Source organism: Ferroplasma acidiphilum, from assembly GCF_002078355.1.
Lineage (GTDB): Archaea > Thermoplasmatota > Thermoplasmata > Thermoplasmatales > Thermoplasmataceae > Ferroplasma > Ferroplasma acidiphilum.
In genome coordinates this window covers 1,364,099-1,386,058 of sequence record NZ_CP015363.1, presented here as the reverse complement: position 1 = coordinate 1,386,058, position 21,960 = coordinate 1,364,099, and the positions used below count along the sequence as shown (strand labels likewise).

20 protein-coding genes and 1 tRNA gene are annotated in these 21,960 nt (G+C 36.2%); 10 read left to right on the top strand and 11 right to left on the bottom strand.

Going from position 1 to position 21,960, the window contains the following annotated elements:
• Positions 1-228: 228 nt before the first annotated feature.
• Positions 229-1,227 (top strand): hypothetical protein, encoded by a 999-nt coding sequence (locus fad_RS06840; RefSeq protein ID WP_009886503.1) that lies wholly within the window; start codon positions 229-231, stop codon positions 1,225-1,227.
• A 597-nt stretch (positions 1,228-1,824) separates the two neighbouring features.
• Here fad_RS06840 and fad_RS06830 read toward each other — a convergent pair.
• Positions 1,825-2,409: a TetR/AcrR family transcriptional regulator gene (locus fad_RS06830; RefSeq protein WP_009886501.1), complete on the bottom strand. Its 585-nt coding sequence runs from the start codon at positions 2,407-2,409 to the stop codon at positions 1,825-1,827.
• A gap of 73 nt (positions 2,410-2,482) precedes the next feature.
• Here fad_RS06830 and fad_RS06825 point away from each other — a divergent pair, with 73 nt between their 5' ends.
• A complete protein-coding gene (locus fad_RS06825; RefSeq protein ID WP_081142872.1) occupies positions 2,483-3,445 on the top strand; it encodes an NmrA family NAD(P)-binding protein in 963 nt (320 codons plus the stop codon).
• Positions 3,446-4,019: 574 nt separating this feature from the next.
• Complete coding sequence (gene ftcD / locus fad_RS06815) at positions 4,020-4,916, top strand: glutamate formimidoyltransferase (RefSeq protein ID WP_009886496.1); 897 nt, start codon at positions 4,020-4,022, stop codon at positions 4,914-4,916.
• A gap of 1 nt (position 4,917) precedes the next feature.
• Here ftcD and hisC read toward each other — a convergent pair whose 3' ends face one another.
• The 4 genes from hisC to fad_RS06795 all read right to left on the bottom strand — a co-directional run bounded on the left by hisC (position 4,918) and on the right by fad_RS06795 (position 8,545).
• Entirely contained in the window at positions 4,918-5,868 is a 951-nt protein-coding gene (gene hisC, locus fad_RS06810) for a histidinol-phosphate transaminase (protein WP_009886495.1), read from the bottom strand.
• A gap of 29 nt (positions 5,869-5,897) precedes the next feature.
• A complete protein-coding gene (locus tag fad_RS06805; protein WP_081142871.1) occupies positions 5,898-6,722 on the bottom strand; it encodes a RimK family alpha-L-glutamate ligase in 825 nt (274 codons plus the stop codon).
• Positions 6,723-6,841: 119 nt separating this feature from the next.
• Complete coding sequence (locus fad_RS06800) at positions 6,842-7,288, bottom strand: CoxG family protein (RefSeq protein ID WP_081142870.1); 447 nt, start codon at positions 7,286-7,288, stop codon at positions 6,842-6,844.
• Positions 7,289-8,545, bottom strand: a complete 1,257-nt coding sequence (locus fad_RS06795) for an FAD-dependent oxidoreductase (protein WP_081142869.1) — start codon at positions 8,543-8,545, stop codon at positions 7,289-7,291.
• A gap of 239 nt (positions 8,546-8,784) precedes the next feature.
• Between fad_RS06795 and fad_RS06790 the strand changes: the two genes are divergently transcribed.
• Positions 8,785-9,975 (top strand): MFS transporter, encoded by a 1,191-nt coding sequence (locus fad_RS06790; RefSeq protein WP_081142868.1) that lies wholly within the window; start codon positions 8,785-8,787, stop codon positions 9,973-9,975.
• A gap of 13 nt (positions 9,976-9,988) precedes the next feature.
• Here the strand turns inward: fad_RS06790 and hutU are convergent, their stop codons facing one another.
• On the bottom strand, positions 9,989-11,647 hold the full coding sequence (gene hutU / locus fad_RS06785) for a urocanate hydratase (RefSeq protein ID WP_081142867.1): 1,659 nt from the start codon (positions 11,645-11,647) through the stop codon (positions 9,989-9,991).
• A gap of 312 nt (positions 11,648-11,959) precedes the next feature.
• On the opposite strand from hutU, the gene fad_RS06780 reads away from it, so the two are divergent.
• Positions 11,960-12,583, top strand: a complete 624-nt coding sequence (locus tag fad_RS06780) for a zinc ribbon domain-containing protein (RefSeq protein ID WP_196795586.1) — start codon at positions 11,960-11,962, stop codon at positions 12,581-12,583.
• Between the two features lie 90 nt (positions 12,584-12,673).
• On the opposite strand, the gene fad_RS06775 is transcribed toward fad_RS06780, so the two are convergent.
• On the bottom strand, positions 12,674-13,051 hold the full coding sequence (locus tag fad_RS06775) for a NifB/NifX family molybdenum-iron cluster-binding protein (protein ID WP_081142865.1): 378 nt from the start codon (positions 13,049-13,051) through the stop codon (positions 12,674-12,676).
• Positions 13,052-13,226: 175 nt separating this feature from the next.
• On the opposite strand from fad_RS06775, the gene fad_RS06770 reads away from it, so the two are divergent.
• On the top strand, positions 13,227-15,869 hold the full coding sequence (locus fad_RS06770; protein WP_081142864.1) for a cation-translocating P-type ATPase: 2,643 nt from the start codon (positions 13,227-13,229) through the stop codon (positions 15,867-15,869).
• 323 nt (positions 15,870-16,192) lie between these two features.
• On the opposite strand, the gene fad_RS06765 is transcribed toward fad_RS06770, so the two are convergent.
• A tRNA-Ile gene (locus tag fad_RS06765) sits at positions 16,193-16,267 on the bottom strand.
• Between the two features lie 36 nt (positions 16,268-16,303).
• The gene (locus fad_RS06760; RefSeq protein ID WP_081142863.1) at positions 16,304-17,239 is read right to left on the bottom strand and encodes a TIGR00269 family protein; all 936 of its coding nucleotides are present in this window, start codon (positions 17,237-17,239) and stop codon (positions 16,304-16,306) included.
• A gap of 84 nt (positions 17,240-17,323) precedes the next feature.
• Between fad_RS06760 and fad_RS06755 the strand changes: the two genes are divergently transcribed.
• Positions 17,324-18,046 (top strand): sugar phosphate nucleotidyltransferase, encoded by a 723-nt coding sequence (locus tag fad_RS06755; protein ID WP_081142862.1) that lies wholly within the window; start codon positions 17,324-17,326, stop codon positions 18,044-18,046.
• Here the strand turns inward: fad_RS06755 and agl3 are convergent.
• Positions 18,033-19,172 carry a UDP-sulfoquinovose synthase gene (agl3, locus tag fad_RS06750; RefSeq protein WP_081142861.1) on the bottom strand — a complete coding sequence of 380 codons (1,140 nt, stop codon included), beginning with the start codon at positions 19,170-19,172 and terminating at the stop codon, positions 18,033-18,035. The two genes, fad_RS06755 and agl3, sit on opposite strands and share 14 nt — an antisense overlap.
• 131 nt (positions 19,173-19,303) lie before the next feature.
• Between agl3 and fad_RS06745 the strand changes: the two genes are divergently transcribed.
• Together fad_RS06745 and fad_RS06740 are read left to right on the top strand one after the other, a co-directional pair.
• Complete coding sequence (locus fad_RS06745; protein WP_009886471.1) at positions 19,304-19,906, top strand: MarC family protein; 603 nt, start codon at positions 19,304-19,306, stop codon at positions 19,904-19,906.
• A gap of 85 nt (positions 19,907-19,991) precedes the next feature.
• Positions 19,992-20,624 carry an endonuclease III domain-containing protein gene (locus fad_RS06740; protein WP_081142860.1) on the top strand — a complete coding sequence of 211 codons (633 nt, stop codon included), beginning with the start codon at positions 19,992-19,994 and terminating at the stop codon, positions 20,622-20,624.
• On the opposite strand, the gene fad_RS06735 is transcribed toward fad_RS06740, so the two are convergent.
• Positions 20,621-21,121 carry a DUF1453 family protein gene (locus tag fad_RS06735; RefSeq protein WP_196795585.1) on the bottom strand — a complete coding sequence of 167 codons (501 nt, stop codon included), beginning with the start codon at positions 21,119-21,121 and terminating at the stop codon, positions 20,621-20,623. The genes fad_RS06740 and fad_RS06735 overlap by 4 nt on opposite strands.
• A gap of 84 nt (positions 21,122-21,205) precedes the next feature.
• Between fad_RS06735 and fad_RS06730 the strand changes: the two genes are divergently transcribed.
• Entirely contained in the window at positions 21,206-21,934 is a 729-nt protein-coding gene (locus fad_RS06730) for a carotenoid biosynthesis protein (RefSeq protein WP_081142858.1), read from the top strand.
• Positions 21,935-21,960: the final 26 nt, after the last annotated feature.

The following is a 21,960-nucleotide window of genomic DNA, read 5'->3' as shown; positions in this document are numbered from 1 at the left end:
GCTTATTATCGGTGCATTTGCACAATATACATTATTTTTATACTTGAATATGAAAAGGGATATACATACTATATACGGTGGATTGACCCACAAAGAACTCACAGTATTCCCTGATCATTGCCATAATGGAGTTATGGATAAAATCATTATACAAGGAACTCAATTCTAGATATTATATATTAATATTGTTACCGAAATATATATATATATTCATGTATTAATATCATTATGAATAAAAAGAAGGTAATAATAGGTGTATTAATAGCCCTAATATTTGTAATGATTGCATTTGTCCCTGCAGCAGACAATATGCATACAGTTCATGGCAATGCAGCAGTTAATAAAATATCGCCACAACTTGCCATTGGCAATTATGCTGTGAACGGTAATACATACAATAATTTTGAACAAAACAATTTTGCAAAAGGTGATTTAAATTGGAAGGCAGTTAATTTAGCAAAAAGCCCGTCATTAAGCGGGAAACCGGTTACTGGTAGTTATGCAGCCGTTAATAATAAAATATACACACAGCTCTCAATAAGCAACATTAGCATAGCACATAAGTACACGAATAAAATTACTGAAATTTTAGGTTCTAATTACAATGAATATATTAAAACAACAGGAAATAGCGTATACATAAAATCTATTATTTATAAAAGCAATCAAAATACATGGATACCAAATAATTCAATGTATATGATTACCGGCAGCCATGCCAGATTGATCACTTTCGATCCGCATACTTATCATAAATCGTATGGATGGGGAAACGCATATGTGTTTTATGATTCGGATACTTTTTATGGTTCCATAGGTGCGAGAAATTATTATATCATGCTTGGCCTTATAACTACTGATGCGGGAATAGCAACGGATACAGCCCTTATAGCTGCACCGGAAGTAGCAGCGGTTGCAGTTGCGTTGGAAGCAGTAGTTGTGGCAGCATGGGCTGTATTTACAAATGATCATATTTCAAGTCAGGGTACTACTATACCCTATGTTGAGTTTGATGTTTCAGTAGGAAACTGGTGGGATTTCTGGGATACAGGCATATATGGGGAACTCGGTGCACATTCAAATCGTGCATACAATTTCAATGGAAATTTAACATATTCAGGGCAATGGGCTTATTTTCCATTTTTAACAACGGCTCCCCCTGATCTACAGGTACCAAGTCTATTGCCACATAGCAGCGTTTGGCCAACCCTATCTCCTCCATGGTGATATAATATGAATAATAATACAAAAAATGTTAAAAAAATAAGTAATTACATAATAATTTCTATTGTAGTCCTTACTTTTTTATTTATTATTATGTTTTACAGATTAGCATACCTTGGCTCTATAGGTAATATTATAAGTGCTAAATATAACTTTTATACAGGTATATTCCCTGTCGCAATCATAGGATTTGTAGGTATAGATATTATTTTTTATCTAGAATATTTAAGAGATAAATTAAGCCATAACTCTGTGAGGCATAATCTTGCAATGTGGGTCTATCTACTTTTTATTTTCTTGTTTTTTTCTTTAATTTTACCTCTTTTGCTTCCTTCCACAGGCAACCGTCCTCAAATTATTTCGCACTCTATGCTTATGATTAATTTAATAACTATAGGGATACCGGGTGTATTTTCTCTTTCTATACCTATATATTTATTAGTAACTAGCCACAGATTTCCCCGTCATATATAGTTGAAAGATATAGCTGGAAAGCTACAATTATTTACACCAGATCAACACTTACCTATCGGATAACAGTTTGATTAAACGGCGATATAATATTAATTAATTCTATTCTTAATAAGTATAAAATAATTATTAAGAGCGATTGCCAAATAAACTTCTTATGCCAGAGTTAAAAATAGATGTTGCTGTGGGATTATCAAGGCCCTGCATAATACTTATGAGAACACCGTTATGAAATGCTATTAATATTCTGGCGAGATCTGTAGAATTAATGCTTTCTGAGATGGTGCCATCCTGTTTCAAATTTTCAATTAAATCCGATATATATTTTACATACCTCTTATAGCTATTTTCTATTATTTCTTTTATATTATTGTTTACATTTATTTCATTTAATGCAAATATCCAGTAAAATTTTTTATAATCCGGTAATTTCATTTCATCTGCAAAAAATTTTTCTATGCCTGTAATCATATTCCCTGAAACCGATTTTTTTAAATTTGTTTCCAGTAAATCCATATTTACCTTACACGTTTTATTTAAAAGTTCTTCCTTATTTTTAAAATATAAATATAATGTACCTTTTGTTATACCCATGTCTCTGGCTATGTTTTCCATTCCTGCATTATTATATCCCATCTGAAAAAATAACTTTGATGCAGATTCGATAATCTTTTCCTTTGCCATTTCCCTGTAATCCTGAATAACTTTAGGCATTATGATATATTAAGTTAGAATATTAAATCATTTCTAAACAATAAGTTTTAATACTAACTATTCATTCAGTTTTATGAATAATAAGTACGATATAGATAATGGCCTGCATGTTGTTATCGGTGCAACAGGTGCCTATGGCTATGCTGTAACAAAAATACTTTTAAAAAATAAAATAAATGTGCGTGCTATAGTTAGAAATGAGGAAAAAGCATTAAAATTATTCCCGAAAGATGTTGATATTGTGAAATCAGATATTTTTAACATGGATAAAATTATAAAGGATTTAAAAGGCGCATCAGTAATATACATAGCCAATAATTTTCCATATAAGAATTGGCAAAATTATTATATTTCAACCGAGAATATTTTAAAGGGTGCTGAAACATCAAATTCAACAGTGGTTTTTCCAGGTAATGTTTATGGCTATGGAAAATTTGATTATCTGCCTGTAAATGAAGAGCATCCATTAAATGCAAACGGCAAAAAAGGTATTTTAAGGAATAATATAGAAAAACTTTTATTTGAGTATTATAAAAAGGACAAAATAGGCCTTGTGATTCCCAGATTTGCTGATTTTTATGGGCCGAATGTAACAAATGATTTATACGGCGGGATGTTTATAAAGGCAATGAAAAATAAAAAGGCAATATGGCCGGTAAATCCTGATATCCCGCATAATTTTACTTATATTGACGATGCCGCGAAAGCAACATTATTGTTACTTAGAAATATTAATTCATATGGAAAAGTATACCATGTATCGGGCGATATAATAACAGCGAGGGAATTCATTAATAAAATATACAACAGGCTAAATTTAAAAATAAAATTAAAAGTTATTTCTAAACTAGATTTAAAATTGCTGGCACATTTTAGTTCAAATATAAATGAAATTATGGAGCTTATTTATGAATACAGTGAACCATATATACTGGACGACAGAAAATTTCTAAATGAATACCCGGAATTCAGACATACAACATATGACGATGGAATAAATAACACTATCAACTGGTTTAAAAATGAATATATGTAAATATATATTAATTTATAAGTTATACTGGAAAAATTCAGATCCGGTAAAATAATTAATATTATTAATTTTCAATTATTTCCTGCATTTTTTTTAAATCGAACAAAATAATATTATTTATCTTTGGAATATCTTTCATATTGCAGTTAAAACCAGATTTGCTGAACACTACAAAATATTCTTTTATTATACTAGAAAATTGCAACAGCAATAAATTAGAACTTTTTGTATTATCAACATATAAATATATGCCACCTATCTGTTTCATTGCCTCCTTGATAAGTTCTGTTTTCCTCACCCTTCGATTTCAATATAAAACTACAGGTGAATTATATTTTCTTGTATCATTAATTAAGCTGTTTAATTCTAATTACCTATCAAAGAATCTTTCTATGATTATTTAGATAATGATTATATTTATAATCTTTATAATAAAATTTTATACCTTATAAATAATGCTTTTAATGTGGGAAATTTACAAAAATTGGTAGAAGAGTAATAAATTTTACTTATACTGATTTTGTTGGCAATGTTAATAATTTGCATAATTTAATATCCATTTACAGGATTTAATTCTATGAAGCTTGTAGAACTTATACCCAATTTCAGTGATGGGCGGAATAAAGTAGTAATTGATTTACTTGAAAAAGATGTAAAATCAGTACCTGATGCAAAATTACTGGATTCTGAAATGGACTACGACCACAATAGAAGTGTTATTACAGTTGTGTGCCCCATAGACAATGTTATTGACCTTGCATTTAATATGATCAAAACCGCAGGTGAAAATATAGATATGAATGTACAGACAGGATTCCATCCACGTTTCGGAGCTACAGATATAATGCCCCTGGTTCCACTGGAAGATACTTCAATGGAGGAATGCATAGAACTTTCACAGGAGCTGGGAAAGAAAGTAGGAAAGGAGTTAGGAATACCTGTATTTATGTATGCATATTCTGCAAAAACACCTGAAAGAAAAAATCTTGAAAATATAAGGAACAAAAAATTCCAGATTGAGGAATTAAGAAGCGCTATAGGAACCGGAAATTACATTCCTGATTACGGTCCGGAAGTAATAGGCAGGGCAGGTGCAACAATAATAGGCGCAAGAGATTTTCTTATTGCGTACAATATTTATCTCAATACAGATGACATAAAAATAGGGAGGAAAATAGCTTCTGCAATAAGGGCCAGGGATGGTGGCTTTGCCTGCGTTAAATCTCTGGCTTTCAAAATGCCGGAAAAAAATATTGTACAGATATCGATGAATATAGTAAATTACAGGAAAAATCCTGTATACCGTATATTCGAAGCGGTAAAAACTGAGGCAAAGGGATTTGGTGTTTATCCGGTAAGATCAGAGTTCATAGGGATGGTTCCGCAGGAGGCACTTGTTGATTCTTTTAACCATTATTTGATGTCCGGAATAAAAAATAAAAATGTACTGGATTATGCCCCGGGAAAAATTTAACTTAAAATTTCTCCATTACGTATTTTTTAATTGCTTCAATTGCCCTTTTATTTTCATCCTTTGTTCCTATGGTTAATCTTGACCTATCCTTTACAAGCGGGAGTTTTCTTATATGTATCCCGTTTTCTTCCATATAGCCATATAGATCTTTTTTAAGGAGAAGAAAGTTTGCACTGCTAGGGTATGCTATATCCTTTATTTCATTGTAAACACGTTCCCTCTCCTCTACAATATATTTTATTTTTTCTACAATAAGGCTGTAGTTATCAATCATGATCTCTGCCATTTTAGCTGAAAGTATATTCATATAAAACGGTGCCTGCAATTTTTTGATTTCAGATATAAATTTGCTCTCTGCTATGCCATATCCAATTCTCATTCCTGCAAGGCTAAAAGCCTTGGAAAATGTCCTTAATATTATGAGATTGCTATATTTTGCAATAAGGTCAGTATAATCTTCACCCGAAAATTCATAATAGGCATTGTCAAGTATGGTTGTTACACCGGAATCAAGAATTTTTTTTATGCTCTCTCTATCTATAAGATTCCCTGTTGGATTATTTGGCGAACATATTACCACAAGTTTTGCATCCTTCTGCGCCAGTATACCATTAACATCAAGGGAAAAATCGCTGCGGAGCGGGACATCAATTGCCTTATGGCCATAATTTCTGGCATAGAATGAATACATTTCAAAGGTTGGTGAACTGACAACTATATCGCCTTCTGCACGCCTGATTAAAATATCAAGCAATTCGTCGCTGCCATTGGCTGCAATAATGTTTTCACTGCTAAACCCGGTGAGCCCTGCCAGTTTTTTAATAAGGGAAGGTAACCCCTTTTCAGGGTATCTGTTAAAATCTGCATCCTTTGCATAGTTTATGAATTCTTTTTTTACCTTTTCCGGTACATTGAATGGATTTTCGTTCTTGTCAAGGTATATTTCTTCCATACTTTGACATTTTTATTTTATTATTAAACTTAATCAAGTGTTTTTAGATACTGGACAATATCATTTATTATTTTATTTCCATATACCTTCGAAGCCCCTTTAAATTCAACTCTTGAATTAATTTCATGTACAACCAATCCTTCATCTGTTTCCATGGCATCAATACCAATTATGCCCGGGTCAAAAAGATGTGCAACCCTTATAAGTATGTCAAGCTGGGATTCTGGCAGCACTGCTTTTTCCACCTTCCCGCCAAGTGCGAGGTTTGTTTTCCACCCCTCCCCTGAATACCTGTATATTGTGGCAGAAATATTATCTCCCACAACTATTGCCCTTACATCCCTTGGAGGCCTCTTTACATATTTTTGAAGATAGTACGAATTTTCGTTTACCATATCATTCATTGAGAATACTGTTTCTGCAATATTCTCATTCTCTAAAAGTGATATCATTCTACCCCAGCTCCCACTTGCTGGCTTAAAAACTACAGGGTATCCCATATTATCTGCAGTTGATAAAGCATTGTCATGTGAAAATGATACAGAAGTTTCCGGGGTTTTTATTCCATTTTTATATAGATAAGAGGTGGTAAATACTTTATTTCCTGCGATGCTAAAAGTATTAAAGGAATTAATCGTTTTAATTCCGTGTGATTCAAGTATATATGAATAATAGAGAGACCTCCTGGAACTCATGCATCTGATAACAGCAGGTCCTTCAAAATCAAGTTTTCCTGTGAGGTTTAGCGCATTATCCTTTGCATTAACCAGATTCAGTTTTATGCTTTCTGACTGGAGCCCTTTAATTAACTCCTTTTCTTCCCAGGATATTGAATCGTAAATGAATGTAAGCATACGATAATAATTTTTTAGTGTTATTAAATATTTATCGATTAAAATCTAATATTATCTGAAGATTATACAATATTTACAGTTATAATGTAAAATTTATCAATAATTACAAAGAAATTCTATTAAATATTTAATTTTGATGTTATGCAGCCCATAGTCCTGTCTATGTTTTCTCTGGATATTTCATTGACCCTGTCTTTACCCATCATCTTTACTATAAGCCCGAAGTCAAATGAGCTTTTCCAATCCAGTACTGTTTCTTCTCCATGGCTTTCGTAGGATATGCTTATGTTGAATTTCACCTTTGAACCCGCTATTCTCCCACTCCCATCTATATTTATTGAATCTAATCCAACCTTATATAGAAACGACATCTTCCCCGTCACACTGCTCATGGCAGAAATTTTAGCAGCAGATATATCAAGTTTTAGTTTGCATTGTATTTCACCGCCATTATTCTGGAAGTCATATACCCCGGGGAGGCAAGGTGTTATATTATCAATGTCGGAAAGAAATTCTGCAACGTTCCCTTTATTATTTTTTATGGTTATTTTGCCGCTAAATTCCATTTAATCACCCAGCCTTATGGCTTCGTTGAAAATAAAAGCACTTTCAAGCTGGGTTAAGTAACCGTAATCCATGCTGGTGCCATATGAACTTATATAATTCATGAATGTTGTGTTTAAATCCTGCTTATGCTTTTCTATGAATTTATCGAAGGTATCATTCAGGATGATTTTCGATGTATCCTGTGAATGTGTTCCTGTAATTTCAGAAAGTTTCTGTGATACCGCCTGCCCCATGAGCCTTGACGTTGTGAATTTTCCGCCTATTATGCTGAATAAATTGTTCATATTTTCGTATATCCTGAAATCTCTTGTAGCCCTTGAATAATCTTCCCTGATCAGCGGGCGCATGGAACTATATAGTTTTTTATATCTGTGCCTGGAAAGTGATGGGACCATCTCCGCAACTTCAGATAGCATGGTATCAAGATCTTCCGGGTCGATGTCATTGTTGTTTACATTATCTGATATAATTGCTACTGTGCCTGCAACTGACATGCTTCCATATGGCAGCAATATATCCCCATCTGAAGGTTCCCTCATTCTGTTTAAGATACCATGTGAAAATAAGTAGTCGTAGGATGCCATGTAACCAAGTGTTGGCATGACTTCAAAATCACCTATACCGAAGGATTTTAAAAGTTGCCCTGACCATGGCCCTGTGGTGTTTATTATATAATCAAATTTCTCATCCACTATTCTATTATGTGACCGGTATTTTATAGATTCAACAGTTTTTCCCTTAACTTCAGCTTTCAGGACTTCTGATTTAAACCTTAGCTTAGCACCCATTAACTGTGCCTCCACCGCCACAGCCGCTGCGAAGGGGTGTGCATATATAACTTTATCAGGAACACGGAATGCCCTTAAAATATTTTTATTAATATTTGGTTCCAGGTCAAGCATTTCATCAATACCCAGTTCTTCTGTGGATATGCCGTTTTCTTTATTTTTCTGTAGAAGCTTATCGCCGTATTCAGCCTCCGCACCATTCAATGCAAGATAATACCCACCTGTATTTTTAATAAACAATGAGGCAGTGTTAGAAAGCAGTGTGTTTTCACGTATGCATTCCTTTGCAGATTCCATATCATTTACAGAATATCTGGAACCGCTGTGGAGCATTCCATGAAATTTACCTGAAGTACCGGAAAGAATATATTCCCTATCAAAAAGTGTCACGTCATAACCATCAAGTGCAAGGTTAAGCGCAGAGAACAGCCCTGTTATCCCGGCACCTATAACGCCTATCTTCTCCATAAAAGGCTTATTTTAATATTATATATATTTTTATTTAAATGTATTTGCTATACGTATTTCCAGCATGATATTTATATGTCAACGGAATATATAAAAATATTTCACATTTCCTCTACATTGCTGGCAGGATACATTCCCGGGTTTAAATATACCTGTGAATTCTGAAATCTATATGTATCTATATAAGCATATATATCGACATGTAGTTAATTTAATAAGTTACCTGTAGTTAATGGAGAGTGCAAAAACCTGCAAGTACAAATAAAATAGTAATTTTGTCAGCATTTGGAATGCTTCTTGATGGCTACCAGTTAACGGTAATCGCATTCGCCGTACTTTTAATACCGGATTATATACACCTCAGTGATTATTCTCTTGATTATGGGCTACTGATAGCATCAGTAATAATAGGTGCAATTATAGGAACAATACTTGTTGGATACCTGAGTGACCTTGTTGGCAGGCGTAGGGTATATCTTTCAACGCTTCTGTTCTTTATATTGTTTGACATGATTTCAGTATTTTCGGTTAATTTTTATATGCTCTTTATCTCGCGGGTACTTCTTGGTGTTGTCCTCGGAGCAGAATATCCTGTTGCCAATTCATATATAGCAGAGGTAACTCCATCCGATAAAAGGGGATTCTATCTTGCCTTTGCAACTGTCTTCTTCAGTGTAGGGTCTATCAGCAGTGCAATAGTTGCTGTTTTTATGTTTCCATTGGGAAATATAGGATGGCGCCTGATGCTCGGTGTTGCAGTCATACCTGCAATTATTGTAGAATTTATGAGATTTTCCCTGCCGGAATCTAAACTCTGGGAGGAGAAAAAAGAGAAAACAGGCTTTCTTGAGATGTTTTCGAAAAAATATTCCAAGAATATAATTTTAGCAGCACTTATCTGGTTTCTTTACGACATTGTTGCCTACGGCCTATCGCTTACACTTCCAACAATATTGAAACTGGGGCATTTTGTGACCAATGTTGACAATGCCCTTTTGACCACATTTTTCCTTGTAATAGGAATAATATCAGGGGTATTTGTAATGATCAAGGTGGATAAGTTTGGAAGGAAAGGAATCCAGATTACCGGTTTTCTTATGATGGCTATTCTATTTCTCATTCTGCCGCATTATTATTTTCTTGTAGGAATTATAGTTATAGTATCTTTCCTCGAGTTATTCAATTCTTTCGATGGAGCAACAGTAGGAATAATTCCAGCAGAGGTAACAATTACCCGGTTCAGAGGCACATCATATGGATTTTCATCAATGATGGGAAAGATAGGCGCAGTTATAGGCGTAATTGCAATGTCGCTTCTTATACATGGAAAAAATTATTTTAATGCTTACATATTTTTAGCTGTAATCATGATAATTGCAATACTTCTTACACTATTGCTCCCGGAAACGAAAAATATAAGATTGGAATAAAAATAAAAAAATATTATTTGCTGAAATATGGGCTTTTAAATTTAGGCCCTTTCTTTATTATATCCCTTGATGATTCATAACCTGCATCTGCATGCCTTATCACACCAATTCCAGGGTCAGCGTTTAAAACACGCTTTATGCGTTCCGCTGCATCATCTGTTCCATCAGCAATTATTACAAACCCAGAATGTATTGCATTTCCTATTCCTGTACCTCCTCCATGGTGCACAGATACCCATGAGGCGCCTGAAATTGCATTCAGCAGTGCGTTGAGTATGGGCCAGTCTGCTATGGCGTCGCTGCCATCCTTCATAGCCTCTGTTTCCCTGTAAGGAGATGCAACAGATCCAGTATCATGGTGGTCCCTGCCTATTGCTACCGGCGCCTCAAGTTCTCCTTTCCTTACCATGTCATTTATCATGAGGCCTATTTTTTCCCTTTCTCCATAGGATGCATAGCAGATTCTGGCTGGCAGTCCCTGGAAGTGAACGTATTCCTTTGCAAGCTTAATCCAGTCCGTTAGATGTTTATCATCTATATTCTTCAATATGGCATCATCTATTTTTTTAATATCATCAGGATTCCCCGATAGGGCAAGCCACCTGAATGGCCCGGAACCAACAGCAAACAGGTCGCGTATGTATGCAGGTACATATCCCTGAATTTCGAAGGCGTTGCTTAATCCCCCTTCCTTAGCTCTTGTCCTTATATCATTTCCATAATCAAATACAGATGAGCCTTTTGACTGGAAATAAAGCATGGATTTTACCTGTTTTACTATTGTTTCGTAAACCTTTTTCTTGAATTGTTCAGGATTCTCTTCTCTGAATTTCTGGAAATTTGCTATGGTGTAGCCTTCAGGGACATATCCAAGGTTTAAATCATGTGCTGCTGTCTGGTCAGATACTATATCCGGCACTACTCCCTTATCCTGCAATTCCTGGTAAACTGTTGCAGCATTTCCCAGTACAGCAATAGATACAGGTTTTCCGGATTTAATCGCCTCATCCTTTAGTTTAAGTGCCTCATCAAGTGTTTCTGTATATGTATCCAGATATTTGTCCCTTAATCTTCTATTAATTTTCTCCTTGTCCACCTCAACAATAATGCTTGTGCATCCATTCATCTTGGCAGCCAGTGGCTGGGCTCCTCCCATTTCTCCCAGGCCTGCAGATAAAAACCATTTTCCTTTCAGATTGTCACTGTGGTATACTTTTTTTGCAAGTGCATACAGAGTTTCATACGTCCCCTGCAATACTCCCTGTGTCCCTATATAAACCCATGACCCCGCAGTCATCTGCCCGAACATGGTAAGCCCTCTTGCTTCCAGGTCCCAGAATACATCATCGGTGGCCCAGTGCGGGACTATCTGAGCATTTACTATAAGAACCCTTGGTGCCTCCTTTGTCGTCCTGAAAATTCCAACAGGCTTGCCCGATTGCACAAGAAGAGTTTCGTCATTTTCAAGTGATTTGAGTGACTCTATAATTTTATCATATGCTTCCCAGTTTCTTGCTGCTTTTCCCTTGCCGCCATATACAATAAGATTTGCAGGGTCCTTAGCCACCATCGGGTCAAGGTTATTCATCAGCAATCTCATAGCCCCTTCCTGTGACCATCCCTTTGTGTTTAGTTTATTTCCATGTGGTGCATGGATATCTGTATGTTCCATATTAAAATAAAAACACAAGAATATTTAAATGTTATTTTATGCCAGCGATTAAATTATACCGGGAGGCATAGAAACACTGAATACCATATAAAAATATCGCTTTAAATAAATATTACGAGCCATCTCGCAATAATGTTTCCTTTATAAGCTATAATTCCCTGATATTATTATATAAAGTTGATAACAGGATTAACATCGTATCAAAAAATATAGAACTATGTTGATGTTATTTTTACTAAAGAAGCATAGAACTTATAATAATGTTCCAATTTAATTGATAAAATTTATTATCTTATATAATATATGTATGTAATGCCTATTTACGAAAGTGATGAACATGAGTTCCTGAATGCGAAGGCCAAAAAAATCGAAAATAATGTTTATATAAAGGGGTTACTTTTCTTAACAGATAAGAGGATTATATTCGAAAAAAACGGGCATAGATCTATGTTCAGGGCATCTCCAGCAGTCATGGATTTAAATCTTTTTTTATACAATGTGGAGAATGCTAATTATGCTGCCCCAGCATTCGCACTGTTCACAAAACAGGTACTGACTATCGAATACTACGACGATTCCAGGAAACTGGCAAGAGCAGATTTTGCTATAAAAAAATCAAAAATGTGGGTTGACCAGATTACCAGACTGGCTACCATATGCAAAAAAGATGAATCAACCAGAAAGGAAAGGGAAGCACTGGAAATTAAAAAGCATGAAATAGATATGGCAAAGGCCAGGGCACCCAGGGCAAATATAGGGATGGCCGTTTTCGGCAATGACAAGAAGAATCCATACCAGAATCTAAGGGAAAATATGGCCGAAAATAATGATGAGAATCTACCAGATACAGCACACAGATGCCCGCATTGCGGATATCCTGTTACTGAAGATATGATATACTGCCCTAACTGTGGATACAAATTAAAACAAAACTAATGTTATATATTTATAAATTTTAAATATAAATTGTTCCAGAAGCGATATATTTCTTTCCATATTGCAGATTTTTATCTGAACAGTGTTAAATTATAATTTGTGGGTATTTCCATCATGGTGTGGCGATTCATGTGTCGCAACTGTGATTTCTTCCAGTTTGCTATTTATATAAAATTCCATGGCTTCGTTCTCATTCATATTGTTTGCATAATATATCTTAATTTTGTTCTTAAGAAAATTGACGCCAGGCGCTCCAATTTCAGATACTATAATTGCATTCACATTCTTTGAGAGAACTGATTTCAGCATATGTATACCTCTTGTTGAAGTGGCTTTTATTGCTGGATTTTCATAACTTTCCACAAGTTTATATTTTGTATTTTCAACCTCAAATATATGAATTTCTGTTCCCTCTCCAGGTCCGCTTACGTTGCTTCCGTTTACCGGTATCCCCACCTTGTTAGTCATAATAACAAATATCTAGCAGCCATTTAAAGAATTCCTTTTAACAGTATAAGTTCAGGAAATTCAATTAATGTTTTCATCATAACAGGAGTTCATATTTAAACAAAATTATAAGCACAACTTTTAAAACAAAAATGTTTATTACAACCTTTTTTATAGCACATAATCCTTCTTATATATGGGGAAGGAAACATTTAATCACGAGATCGAAGACGTGGAAAACATTCTCAAATCTCTCGGGGTTGATGTTGAAAATGGGCTGACTGAATCAGAAGCAACACGCAGAATTCAAAGTTACGGTTTAAATGCTATCCCTGAAGCCAAAAAACATGGTATTCTCCAGATTTTTCTGGACCAGTTAAAAGAACCGCTAATACTTGTTCTTGTGGTTATTGGAATCATATATTTTCTAATAGGAACCCCATTTGAATCCTTTACTGTAATCATTATAGTTTTTGCCGTGATATTAATCGAAGTTTATAATGTAAAAAAGGCCCAGATATCTATACAGGCACTTCACAGCATGGTTACTCCGAAAACATGGGTTTTAAGGAACGGTTCACTGCTGGAAAAATCCACCAGCGTGTTAGTGCCCGGCGATATTGTATACCTTAGAACAGGAGACATGGTCCCGGCAGATGGCATTGTTGTAAGTTCCTCCGGCTTATATATTGATGAATCACTTGTTACGGGAGAATCATATCCTGTAAACAAGGTCAGTTATGATGTAGCTGAAACCCAGCCGGGTGCAAATATGCACAGGGTAGTTTCCGGAACACTTGTGGTGCAGGGAAACGGTAAATTTGCAGTTACATCTACCGGGTTGAAAACAGAAATCGGGAAAATTTCTGAATCCGTAAAGAACCATAAAGAGATTCCAACACCTTTAGAAAAGTCATTGAATAAAACTGCCCGGCTCCTGATAGTAATAGCAGTTTTCTTCAGCGCCCTAATTCCATTAATCGGCTATGTGCACGGTGACCCATTGGATCAGATGATATTAATGGGTCTTTCTATGGCATTTGCCACAGTTCCCGAAGAGATACCAATTTTGATAACAATCACCCTGGCAATAGGGGCATATTCCCTATCGAAGAAGAAAGCCATTGTTAAAGGTCTTACTGCCGCACAAACTCTGGGTAGCGTTACAGTTATTGCCACAGATAAGACTGGAACTATCACAGAAAATGCTATGAAAGTTAATCATATTCTTACTGGTGGAAAATTATACGAGGCTGCTCAAGGGACCAACTCCAGTTTTCTTAAATCAGCGGTACTTGCTACAGGAAATTTGGAAATTGAACAGAAATTTTCTGAGGGATACAAAGACCCGATGGAGGTAGCAATACTGAAATATGCAATTAATTCTGGACTTGATATTCATGAATTAGAAAGTGAATACCAGATAACTGGCCGATTCGGTTTTGACAGCAACATAAAACGTGCAAGTTATGTTTATTCGGTTCATGATGGTTATGTTGCATACACAAGTGGCGCCCCCGAAGTTGTTTTATCAAGATGCACAAAGGTAATGGTGGATGAATCTTCAAATAAAGTCAAATCGGAGGATGATTTAAAACTTATCAGGGATGCTATAAATGAGGTGGCAAAAGTTGGTGAGAGGACCATAGCTTTCGCCTATAAAAGAATAAATGGGCAGGCGGAAGAGAGAGATATTGTCGATAGTGATATGATATTCATAGGCATGATCAGCTTCATAGACCCTCCAGGGAAAGGAGTAAAGAACGCTGTAAAGCTCTGTCAGAATGCAGGAATTAGAGTAATAATGCTCACGGGAGACTATCCGGTAACAGCAGAAACTATTGGAAAAATGGTTGGCATAGAAAATGCGGAATCAACACTCACTGGAGATCAAATCCGGGCTATGCCAGATGATGAGCTTTCTAAAGCCATTGAGAAAACATCTATCTTTGCAAGAATAACACATGATCAGAAGCTGCGAATTGTAAAGGCACTGCAAAAGAATGGTGAAATTGTTGCTGTGACTGGCGATGGTGCAAATGACGCTTCTGCATTGAGAGCAGCTGAAATTGGCATATCAATGGGAAAAAGAGGAACTGAAGTTGCCAAGGAAGCTTCAGACATAGTACTGGAAGATGATAATTTCCATACTATAGCAGAGGCAGTCTTCGAGGGCAGAAAGATGCAATATACGCTAAAAAAAGGCATCAGGTACTATATTGCAGTTAAGATTTCTCTGATTTTGATTCTTCTTGTCCCGATACTATTGATCATCCCCTTCCCCTTTATGCCGATACAGATTATAATAATGGAGATGTTCATGGATGTTGGTGCGCTCTGGGGATTTTTGAAAGAGCGGGATGAACCAGGCATCCTGCATGCAGCACCACAGAAACGGGGTGCAGATTTCATGGACAGGCCTATGATAATTTCTATCCTGACAAGTGCCCTTGGAGTATTTCTTGCGGTTACTTTCATATATCTATACATATACTATAGTGAAGCAGATATCATCCAGGCACAGACGGCAGCCTTTGCAACCTGGATACTTTCCCAGGTGATCCTTGCCCAGAACCTCAGGACAGAGCGCGAACCTGTTTCACAGAGGTCATTTTTTTCTAACTGGGTGATCTTATCATGGGGATTAATAGTTGTAGGAGCCCTCATAGTTATAACTATTTTCACGCCACTACACGCTATCATAGACACATCAACCATTGAATACAGAAATTGGGTTTTGATCATAATAGTTTCAGTGCTATCAAGTTCATGGATTGAACTCAGAAAGATTATAATTAGCAAAAAAAAGAAAAATCCTCCACAGCCATTACAGCAATGATGCGACAAATTGTATATGCAATAGTGGATATACCATTTCAATCGGCATGCACTGAATTTTTTAATCAATAAATTCATATATTCACATTTGAGTGTTGTGTCCTGAATTAGATTTGAGTAAATCACTATATAAGGCATTTCAAAGAGAAAATCCGGTATAATGAGATAAGCATGTTAATGATTTGAAAAATCCAGACTAATACTGGCCACTGGCATCTGCAAAACTACAGTTGCCCTCTTCTCACATATCTGTATAAAACTACATTCTGAATCGATTAATATAAATCCCGGTTAATAGAATTATTTAAAGTATTAAAATAAAAATGGGGCTGACCGGATTTGAACCGGTGACCTCCCGGTTATCAGCCGGGTGCTCCAACCAAGCTAAGCTACAACCCCGTAGACCCCCTATTATTAGAAATTAAATAAATATTTCTATGTTTCATTATCTATTGCCCTTATATGCTCAAGATCAGAGCAGACCTCGCATATCTCTCCGGGAGTTGGTGCACCGCATATTTTACACGAATTTAACTTAACATTTTCATTGACATAGTGTTCCCTGATTGATTTCCTCGTTTCATCAAAGAATTTTACTATTGCAAATTTTGTCCCTGGAGTTTCCTTTTCAAGTTTTTCTATAATATCCCTGAATGAATTTCTCTGTGCCATGCTATAGTAGGGGCACCAGCTGGAGTCAAAATCTATGCCATTTAAAATAGCGTAAAGCACAACCTCCTTCTCAGGTATTTTTCTCAGGGGCAATATTCTTGGCACTAAACCCTCCCTCGTATAGGAATGGGGGGCCATCCTTGCGTAGCGTGCTACATCTCCCTTTGCAACATTCATCAGTATTGATTGTGCATAATCGTCAAGGTTAATGCCCAGAGCAACGTAATCAGATTCGGTATATTCTGATATCCTGTTCATTAATTGCCTCCTCATAGGGCCACAGTGGGAACATGAAATAGTTTTTTTGTCTATTTTCATTATTTCATCCAGTGAATAGCCATAGTTTTCCTTGTATGATATTACATTATGTTCAATTCCCAGATTTTCACACAATTTTCTGGCCTTCTCGAGCCCTGTGCTCCTGTACCCCTCTATGCCCTCATCCACAGTGAATGCTGTAAGTTCAAGGTTTCTCCTCTCCGATAATATTTTGTGTAGCAGATATAATGTTGCAGAACTATCTTTTCCACCTGAGATTGCAACAGAAATCCTGGTTTTTTTACTGCCAAAGTCTACCTGTTCACGTATCTCACGCTTCACCCTCTTTTCCACATACGTAATAAAGTGGTTTTTGCACAGTGCAGAACCGTTGTATTTTACCTCATATACAGCAGTAGCGCCGCATATTGAACATTCCATCCATATATAATTGCTAATCACTATTAATATTATATTGAACCGGTTACAGCAACATTATTAATAAAATGAATTCAATTACCATTTATGGACGCCCTTATAACTGCTGCCGGGCTTGGAACCCGGGCTAACCTTCCTGAAGGCATGAGAAAAGAGATGCTTCCAGTTTATGCTGTCAGAAATGGGAAAATAGTTCTCAGGCCTATTCTTGAGTGCATAATCCACAATCTATCACTATCCGGAGCAGATAAGTTTTTTATTGTGCTGGATGCTAAGGACAGGCATACAGCAGATTATCTTTCAACACTGAATGTAAAATCCGAATATATATACCAGAAACGGGCGGAAGGCTATGGAAAGGCCGTAGCACTGGCTAAAGAATACATTCTAGGAGATTTCATATTGAATGCAGGCGATGGGCTCATACTGGATAGGAATAAAACAAAAAATATGGTTGATCTTTACAGGTCAACAGGCAAAACCATTCTCAGCGTAATGGCAGTGCCCAACCCCCAGAGATATGGCGTGGCAAATATAAAAAACGGCATTGTGGAATCTGTTGTGGAGAAGCCTGAACATCCCACTTCAAAATATGCACTTGCAGCGTTCTATGTAATTAAAAGGGATGTGATGGATCTGCTGGACGGTACAGAATTAACACCTGCAATAAATAGGCACATAATTAATGGAAATACAGTTATTCCATTTAAGATAAGGAGATCAGACTGGCTCAGTATTGGAAACAGCAATGATTATTATAAAATCCTCAGGAGGGCATATAATTTCTCCAGAAAACTTATCTCCAGTTAGTTGAGGGCTTTATAACATTCTTCAGGCTATAAACTGTATTTATGTTGTTTCTTACATCCTTTATCATAACAGGGACTTCATCTTCCAGTGACCTCTGTCTCCTGTAGCCTATATCCTTTAAATTCTGGTTTGCCGGATTATAATAGTGGTCTTCCATCTCCACCCTGGGATTGGGCACATGGTTTATGCTTACTTTCTTTCCATATATTGATTCATACCTGTTTTTAACCGTTTCTGCAAGATAATTTAATGGATAATATTCATCAAACTGGTTGTATACCTTATATTCATTTTCAGCAGGATGGTCAAGTATCAGGTTAAGGCATTCTACACTATCTTCTAGCGACAAAAACGCACGCTTCTGGTCTCCTTTCCCATACACTGTCAGCGGGTATCCTATTACTGCCTGTGAAATGAATCTATTCAGCACTGTTCCGTATATCTGGTCAATGTCGAACCTGGTAAAGAGTTTGTATTTTGTAATCTCAGGAGTTCTTGTTCCATAAACAACACCCTGCATAACATCACTGACGTTTAGCCCCCATATCCGGTTTGCAAGCATCAGGTTGTAAGTGTCAAAAATTTTTGACAGGTGGTACCAGGATTGCCCCATCCGTGGGAAAGGCAATTTATCGCTTCTTCCATGGAACTGGACATCCAGGAATCCTTCAGGTATATCAATATTCGGTGTTCCGTATTCACCCATGGAACCGAGTTTAACTATATGTATATCCCTGTTCAGGTCTTTTACCGCATATATTATATTCATTGTGCTTTCTATATTTTTGTCCAGTGTTTCAGTAGCCGTTTTAAGTGATATCATTGAATAGGGTGCAGAACGCTGTTCGGCCAGGTGGACTATGGCATCTGCCCCTGAATCCCTTATTATATCGTATACAAATTTCGGATTGCTAACATCGCCCATGTAAAACTTAATGGCATTATTCAGTTTTTTGTTCCGTGTGGCAAAAGAATTAATCTTTACCGCAGATTTAGAACCTACATTTTTTACCCTTCTGCGTGTATAAAAATTGTCGGCACCATATACTTCATATCCTCTATCAAGAAGCCTCAGTGCAAGAGGAAAACCGATGTATCCGTCAATGCCCAGAATAAGCACTTTCATTTTTGACTCATATAAAAATCATATAATATTTTTTGCTTTTTCAGCCGCAGCGTATTATATAATAATACATTACCATCTGGTTAAATAAATAAAAAAAATTCAATTTATATATATCATTACTATACAGTAATATGACATTTAGCACAGACTTCCTGAAAGTATTCATGCCACTTTTTGTGGTTATAGATCCATTCGGAAGCCTTGCAATATTTGTAAGCATGACCGGCTCCTTCAACCGCGATACACGAAGGACCATTTCAAGGGATGCTGTTTTTTATGCTGGAATTATAATAATACTTTTCGCACTGGCAGGGGGGCTTATAATAGAATTTTTTGGTATATCCATAGAAGCACTGGAAATTGCAGGCGGCATAATACTCCTGCTCATGGGAATAGAAATGGTCAGGCAGGGAGCTAAACCTGATACGTCCGTAGACAGTTCAAAAAACATGGGAATAGTTCCATTTGCAACCCCACTTCTCGCTGGCCCGGGTGCCATATCTCTTGTTATTATCCTCATGAAGGGTGACTTATTCACAAAAATTCTTACTATTGTTTCTGTGCTTCTGGTGCTTGTCATCGTGTATTTTTTCTTCATATATTCATCTAAAATATTAAGCCTGCTGGGAGACAAGGTGATGACAGCAATAACAAGAATTTTCGGGCTTCTTGTTGCAGGCTTTGCCATACAATATTTCCTTGACGCCCTTGTTGCCCTGAGTGTCCTGAAATAATACCTGGTTATTTTTTCTATATTTAAATCTCATACTGAATTAATGCAACAAAAATATTTTTTAATAATTTAACCATAACAGTATAATGTTCGGGGACCTATACAATTTACTGTATGTTTACTATGGAAACCTGGAATGGTGGCCTTCAGAAACTGATGATGAGACTGTAATTGGAACTATACTTACACAGAATACATCGTGGAAAAATGTGGAAAAGGCTTTGAAAAAAATGAAAGAAAATCATGTTTATACCCTGAATGAAATAGCCACAACTGATCAGGAGAGATTGAAGGAACTTATTAAGAGTTCCGGGTTCTATAACCAGAAGAGCCGCTACCTTCTTACCCTCTCAAAGGAAATCACAGAAAAATATGGCAATCTGCCCGGGATGAAAAATAAAGACATTAAAGAAATAGAAGGATTTATCATGGGGCTTAACGGCGTTGGAAACGAAACCATGGAGTCTATAATGCTCTATGCCCTTGACTATCCGGTATTTGTCGTTGATGCATATACACTGAGATTTTTCAAAAGATTTTATGGAAAGGACTTTTCAAGAAAAGAAATAAGGAATTACGCAGAAGAAGAATTTTCTGAAATAGATCAGCTTAAAAATTTTCATGGCATGATCGTAAACCTTGGAAAAGATTTCTGCAAAAAAACACCTGTATGCAAATCCTGTTTTCTCCGGGATGATTGTTTATACGGAAAACACTAATTTATAGTAAGGTTATTTTCCATTGTATATTCCCTGTATTTCCTGTAGGTTTTAATGGATTCTCCCACAATGAGCCCAAGCGTTACAGCAAGTAATGTATCCACTATAAACTGTATCTCCAGGTTTGAAGGGAAAATGAATTCAAGCAATATTCTTACCATAAACCCTGCAGCCCAGAAGGTAAGTATATATGGAGACCTTTTATAAAAAATCTGGCCGTTCCTGTCAAAAAATGTTACACGCTCGCCATAGATAAATCCGGGGATAATTCCAACAACGCAGAGCAGTATTACTATAATAATATAATCTATATTCCCTATGAATGCAACCATAAAGAACACAAGAAGCAGGAAATAAATGGTAGGTGTTATGAATAGCCTTGCAGTTTTATACTGCCTTCCATTAATTCCCTGTTTTAGCCTTCTATATAAGATCCGGGAAAATATTAGCAGAAGGGCTATTCCAAGGAATGTATTGGATAAATTTAAGCCTGCCACAGAAACTGATAAATTCTGTATATATAAAGATACGGTGGCAGGCATCCTGAAAAGTATCAAATAGAGTTTTACCATGTTTATCCAATGAAAACTGAATGGCTCATTGCCTATGCGTACCTTGCATCTGGCATCGTTATGCTAATTGCATACATATTTACCCACATTTATGATCTGTCTGTCTTCATGGAGGTAATATTTATACCATTCTACTTTTATCATTCAATAAAATTTAAAGGTGCTAATTTCACCCTGAAATTCTTTGCAGCTTCCTACATCCTTGCCTTTTTTATTGAATTTTCAGGGGTGCATACAGGCATTCCATTTGGAAGGTATATATATTCATCAATTCTCGGCCCTGAACTATTGGGTGTTCCCGTGGCTATTCCATTCCTCTGGTCTTCACTATTATATTTCTCATGGCTCGCAGGGCGTGGGAAAATTGTTACCTCATCTATATTGATGGTGGCAATTGATTTATCTTTTGATCCACGCTTTTCCATACATCTATGGCACTGGGCAGTGCCTGGCATATATTTTGGTGTTCCTCTCACAAACTTCGCAGGATGGTTTATAGCATCCATTTCAATCTTTGCAGTTTTATTGTTAATACTTCCTGGGAGTTCGAAATTTAGCATAAATGCTTTAATATTCTATACACTTCTCGGCTTATTCCAGTGCATTGAAGATGCTGTAGTAGCATTATATTTGCCTGCCCTGATCTCCGCTGTAATATTTGTATGTATTTTTGCAGTTCTTTACTATTCCCATGAAATCAGTATCAGGAAAAATAAAAAATTGCAGGCTATAGGTTAAGGAATATGCTACATTTTAACACATTG

Bases quoted from the DNA above. Each gene is read 5' to 3' on its own strand.
- fad_RS06840 (WP_009886503.1), top strand. From the start codon at position 229: ATGAATAAAAAGAAGGTAATAATAGGTGTATTAATAGCCCTAATATTT.
- fad_RS06830 (WP_009886501.1), bottom strand. From the start codon at position 2,409: ATGCCTAAAGTTATTCAGGATTACAGGGAAATGGCAAAGGAAAAGATT.
- fad_RS06825 (WP_081142872.1), top strand. From the start codon at position 2,483: ATGAATAATAAGTACGATATAGATAATGGCCTGCATGTTGTTATCGGT.
- ftcD (WP_009886496.1), top strand. From the start codon at position 4,020: ATGAAGCTTGTAGAACTTATACCCAATTTCAGTGATGGGCGGAATAAA.
- hisC (WP_009886495.1), bottom strand. From the start codon at position 5,868: ATGGAAGAAATATACCTTGACAAGAACGAAAATCCATTCAATGTACCG.
- fad_RS06805 (WP_081142871.1), bottom strand. From the start codon at position 6,722: ATGCTTACATTCATTTACGATTCAATATCCTGGGAAGAAAAGGAGTTA.
- fad_RS06800 (WP_081142870.1), bottom strand. From the start codon at position 7,288: ATGGAATTTAGCGGCAAAATAACCATAAAAAATAATAAAGGGAACGTT.
- fad_RS06795 (WP_081142869.1), bottom strand. From the start codon at position 8,545: ATGGAGAAGATAGGCGTTATAGGTGCCGGGATAACAGGGCTGTTCTCT.
- hutU (WP_081142867.1), bottom strand. From the start codon at position 11,647: ATGGAACATACAGATATCCATGCACCACATGGAAATAAACTAAACACA.
- fad_RS06780 (WP_196795586.1), top strand. From the start codon at position 11,960: ATGCCTATTTACGAAAGTGATGAACATGAGTTCCTGAATGCGAAGGCC.
- fad_RS06775 (WP_081142865.1), bottom strand. From the start codon at position 13,051: ATGACTAACAAGGTGGGGATACCGGTAAACGGAAGCAACGTAAGCGGA.
- fad_RS06770 (WP_081142864.1), top strand. From the start codon at position 13,227: ATGGGGAAGGAAACATTTAATCACGAGATCGAAGACGTGGAAAACATT.
- fad_RS06760 (WP_081142863.1), bottom strand. From the start codon at position 17,239: ATGGAATGTTCAATATGCGGCGCTACTGCTGTATATGAGGTAAAATAC.
- fad_RS06755 (WP_081142862.1), top strand. From the start codon at position 17,324: ATGGACGCCCTTATAACTGCTGCCGGGCTTGGAACCCGGGCTAACCTT.
- agl3 (WP_081142861.1), bottom strand. From the start codon at position 19,172: ATGAAAGTGCTTATTCTGGGCATTGACGGATACATCGGTTTTCCTCTT.
- fad_RS06745 (WP_009886471.1), top strand. From the start codon at position 19,304: ATGACATTTAGCACAGACTTCCTGAAAGTATTCATGCCACTTTTTGTG.
- fad_RS06740 (WP_081142860.1), top strand. From the start codon at position 19,992: ATGTTCGGGGACCTATACAATTTACTGTATGTTTACTATGGAAACCTG.
- fad_RS06730 (WP_081142858.1), top strand. From the start codon at position 21,206: ATGAAAACTGAATGGCTCATTGCCTATGCGTACCTTGCATCTGGCATC.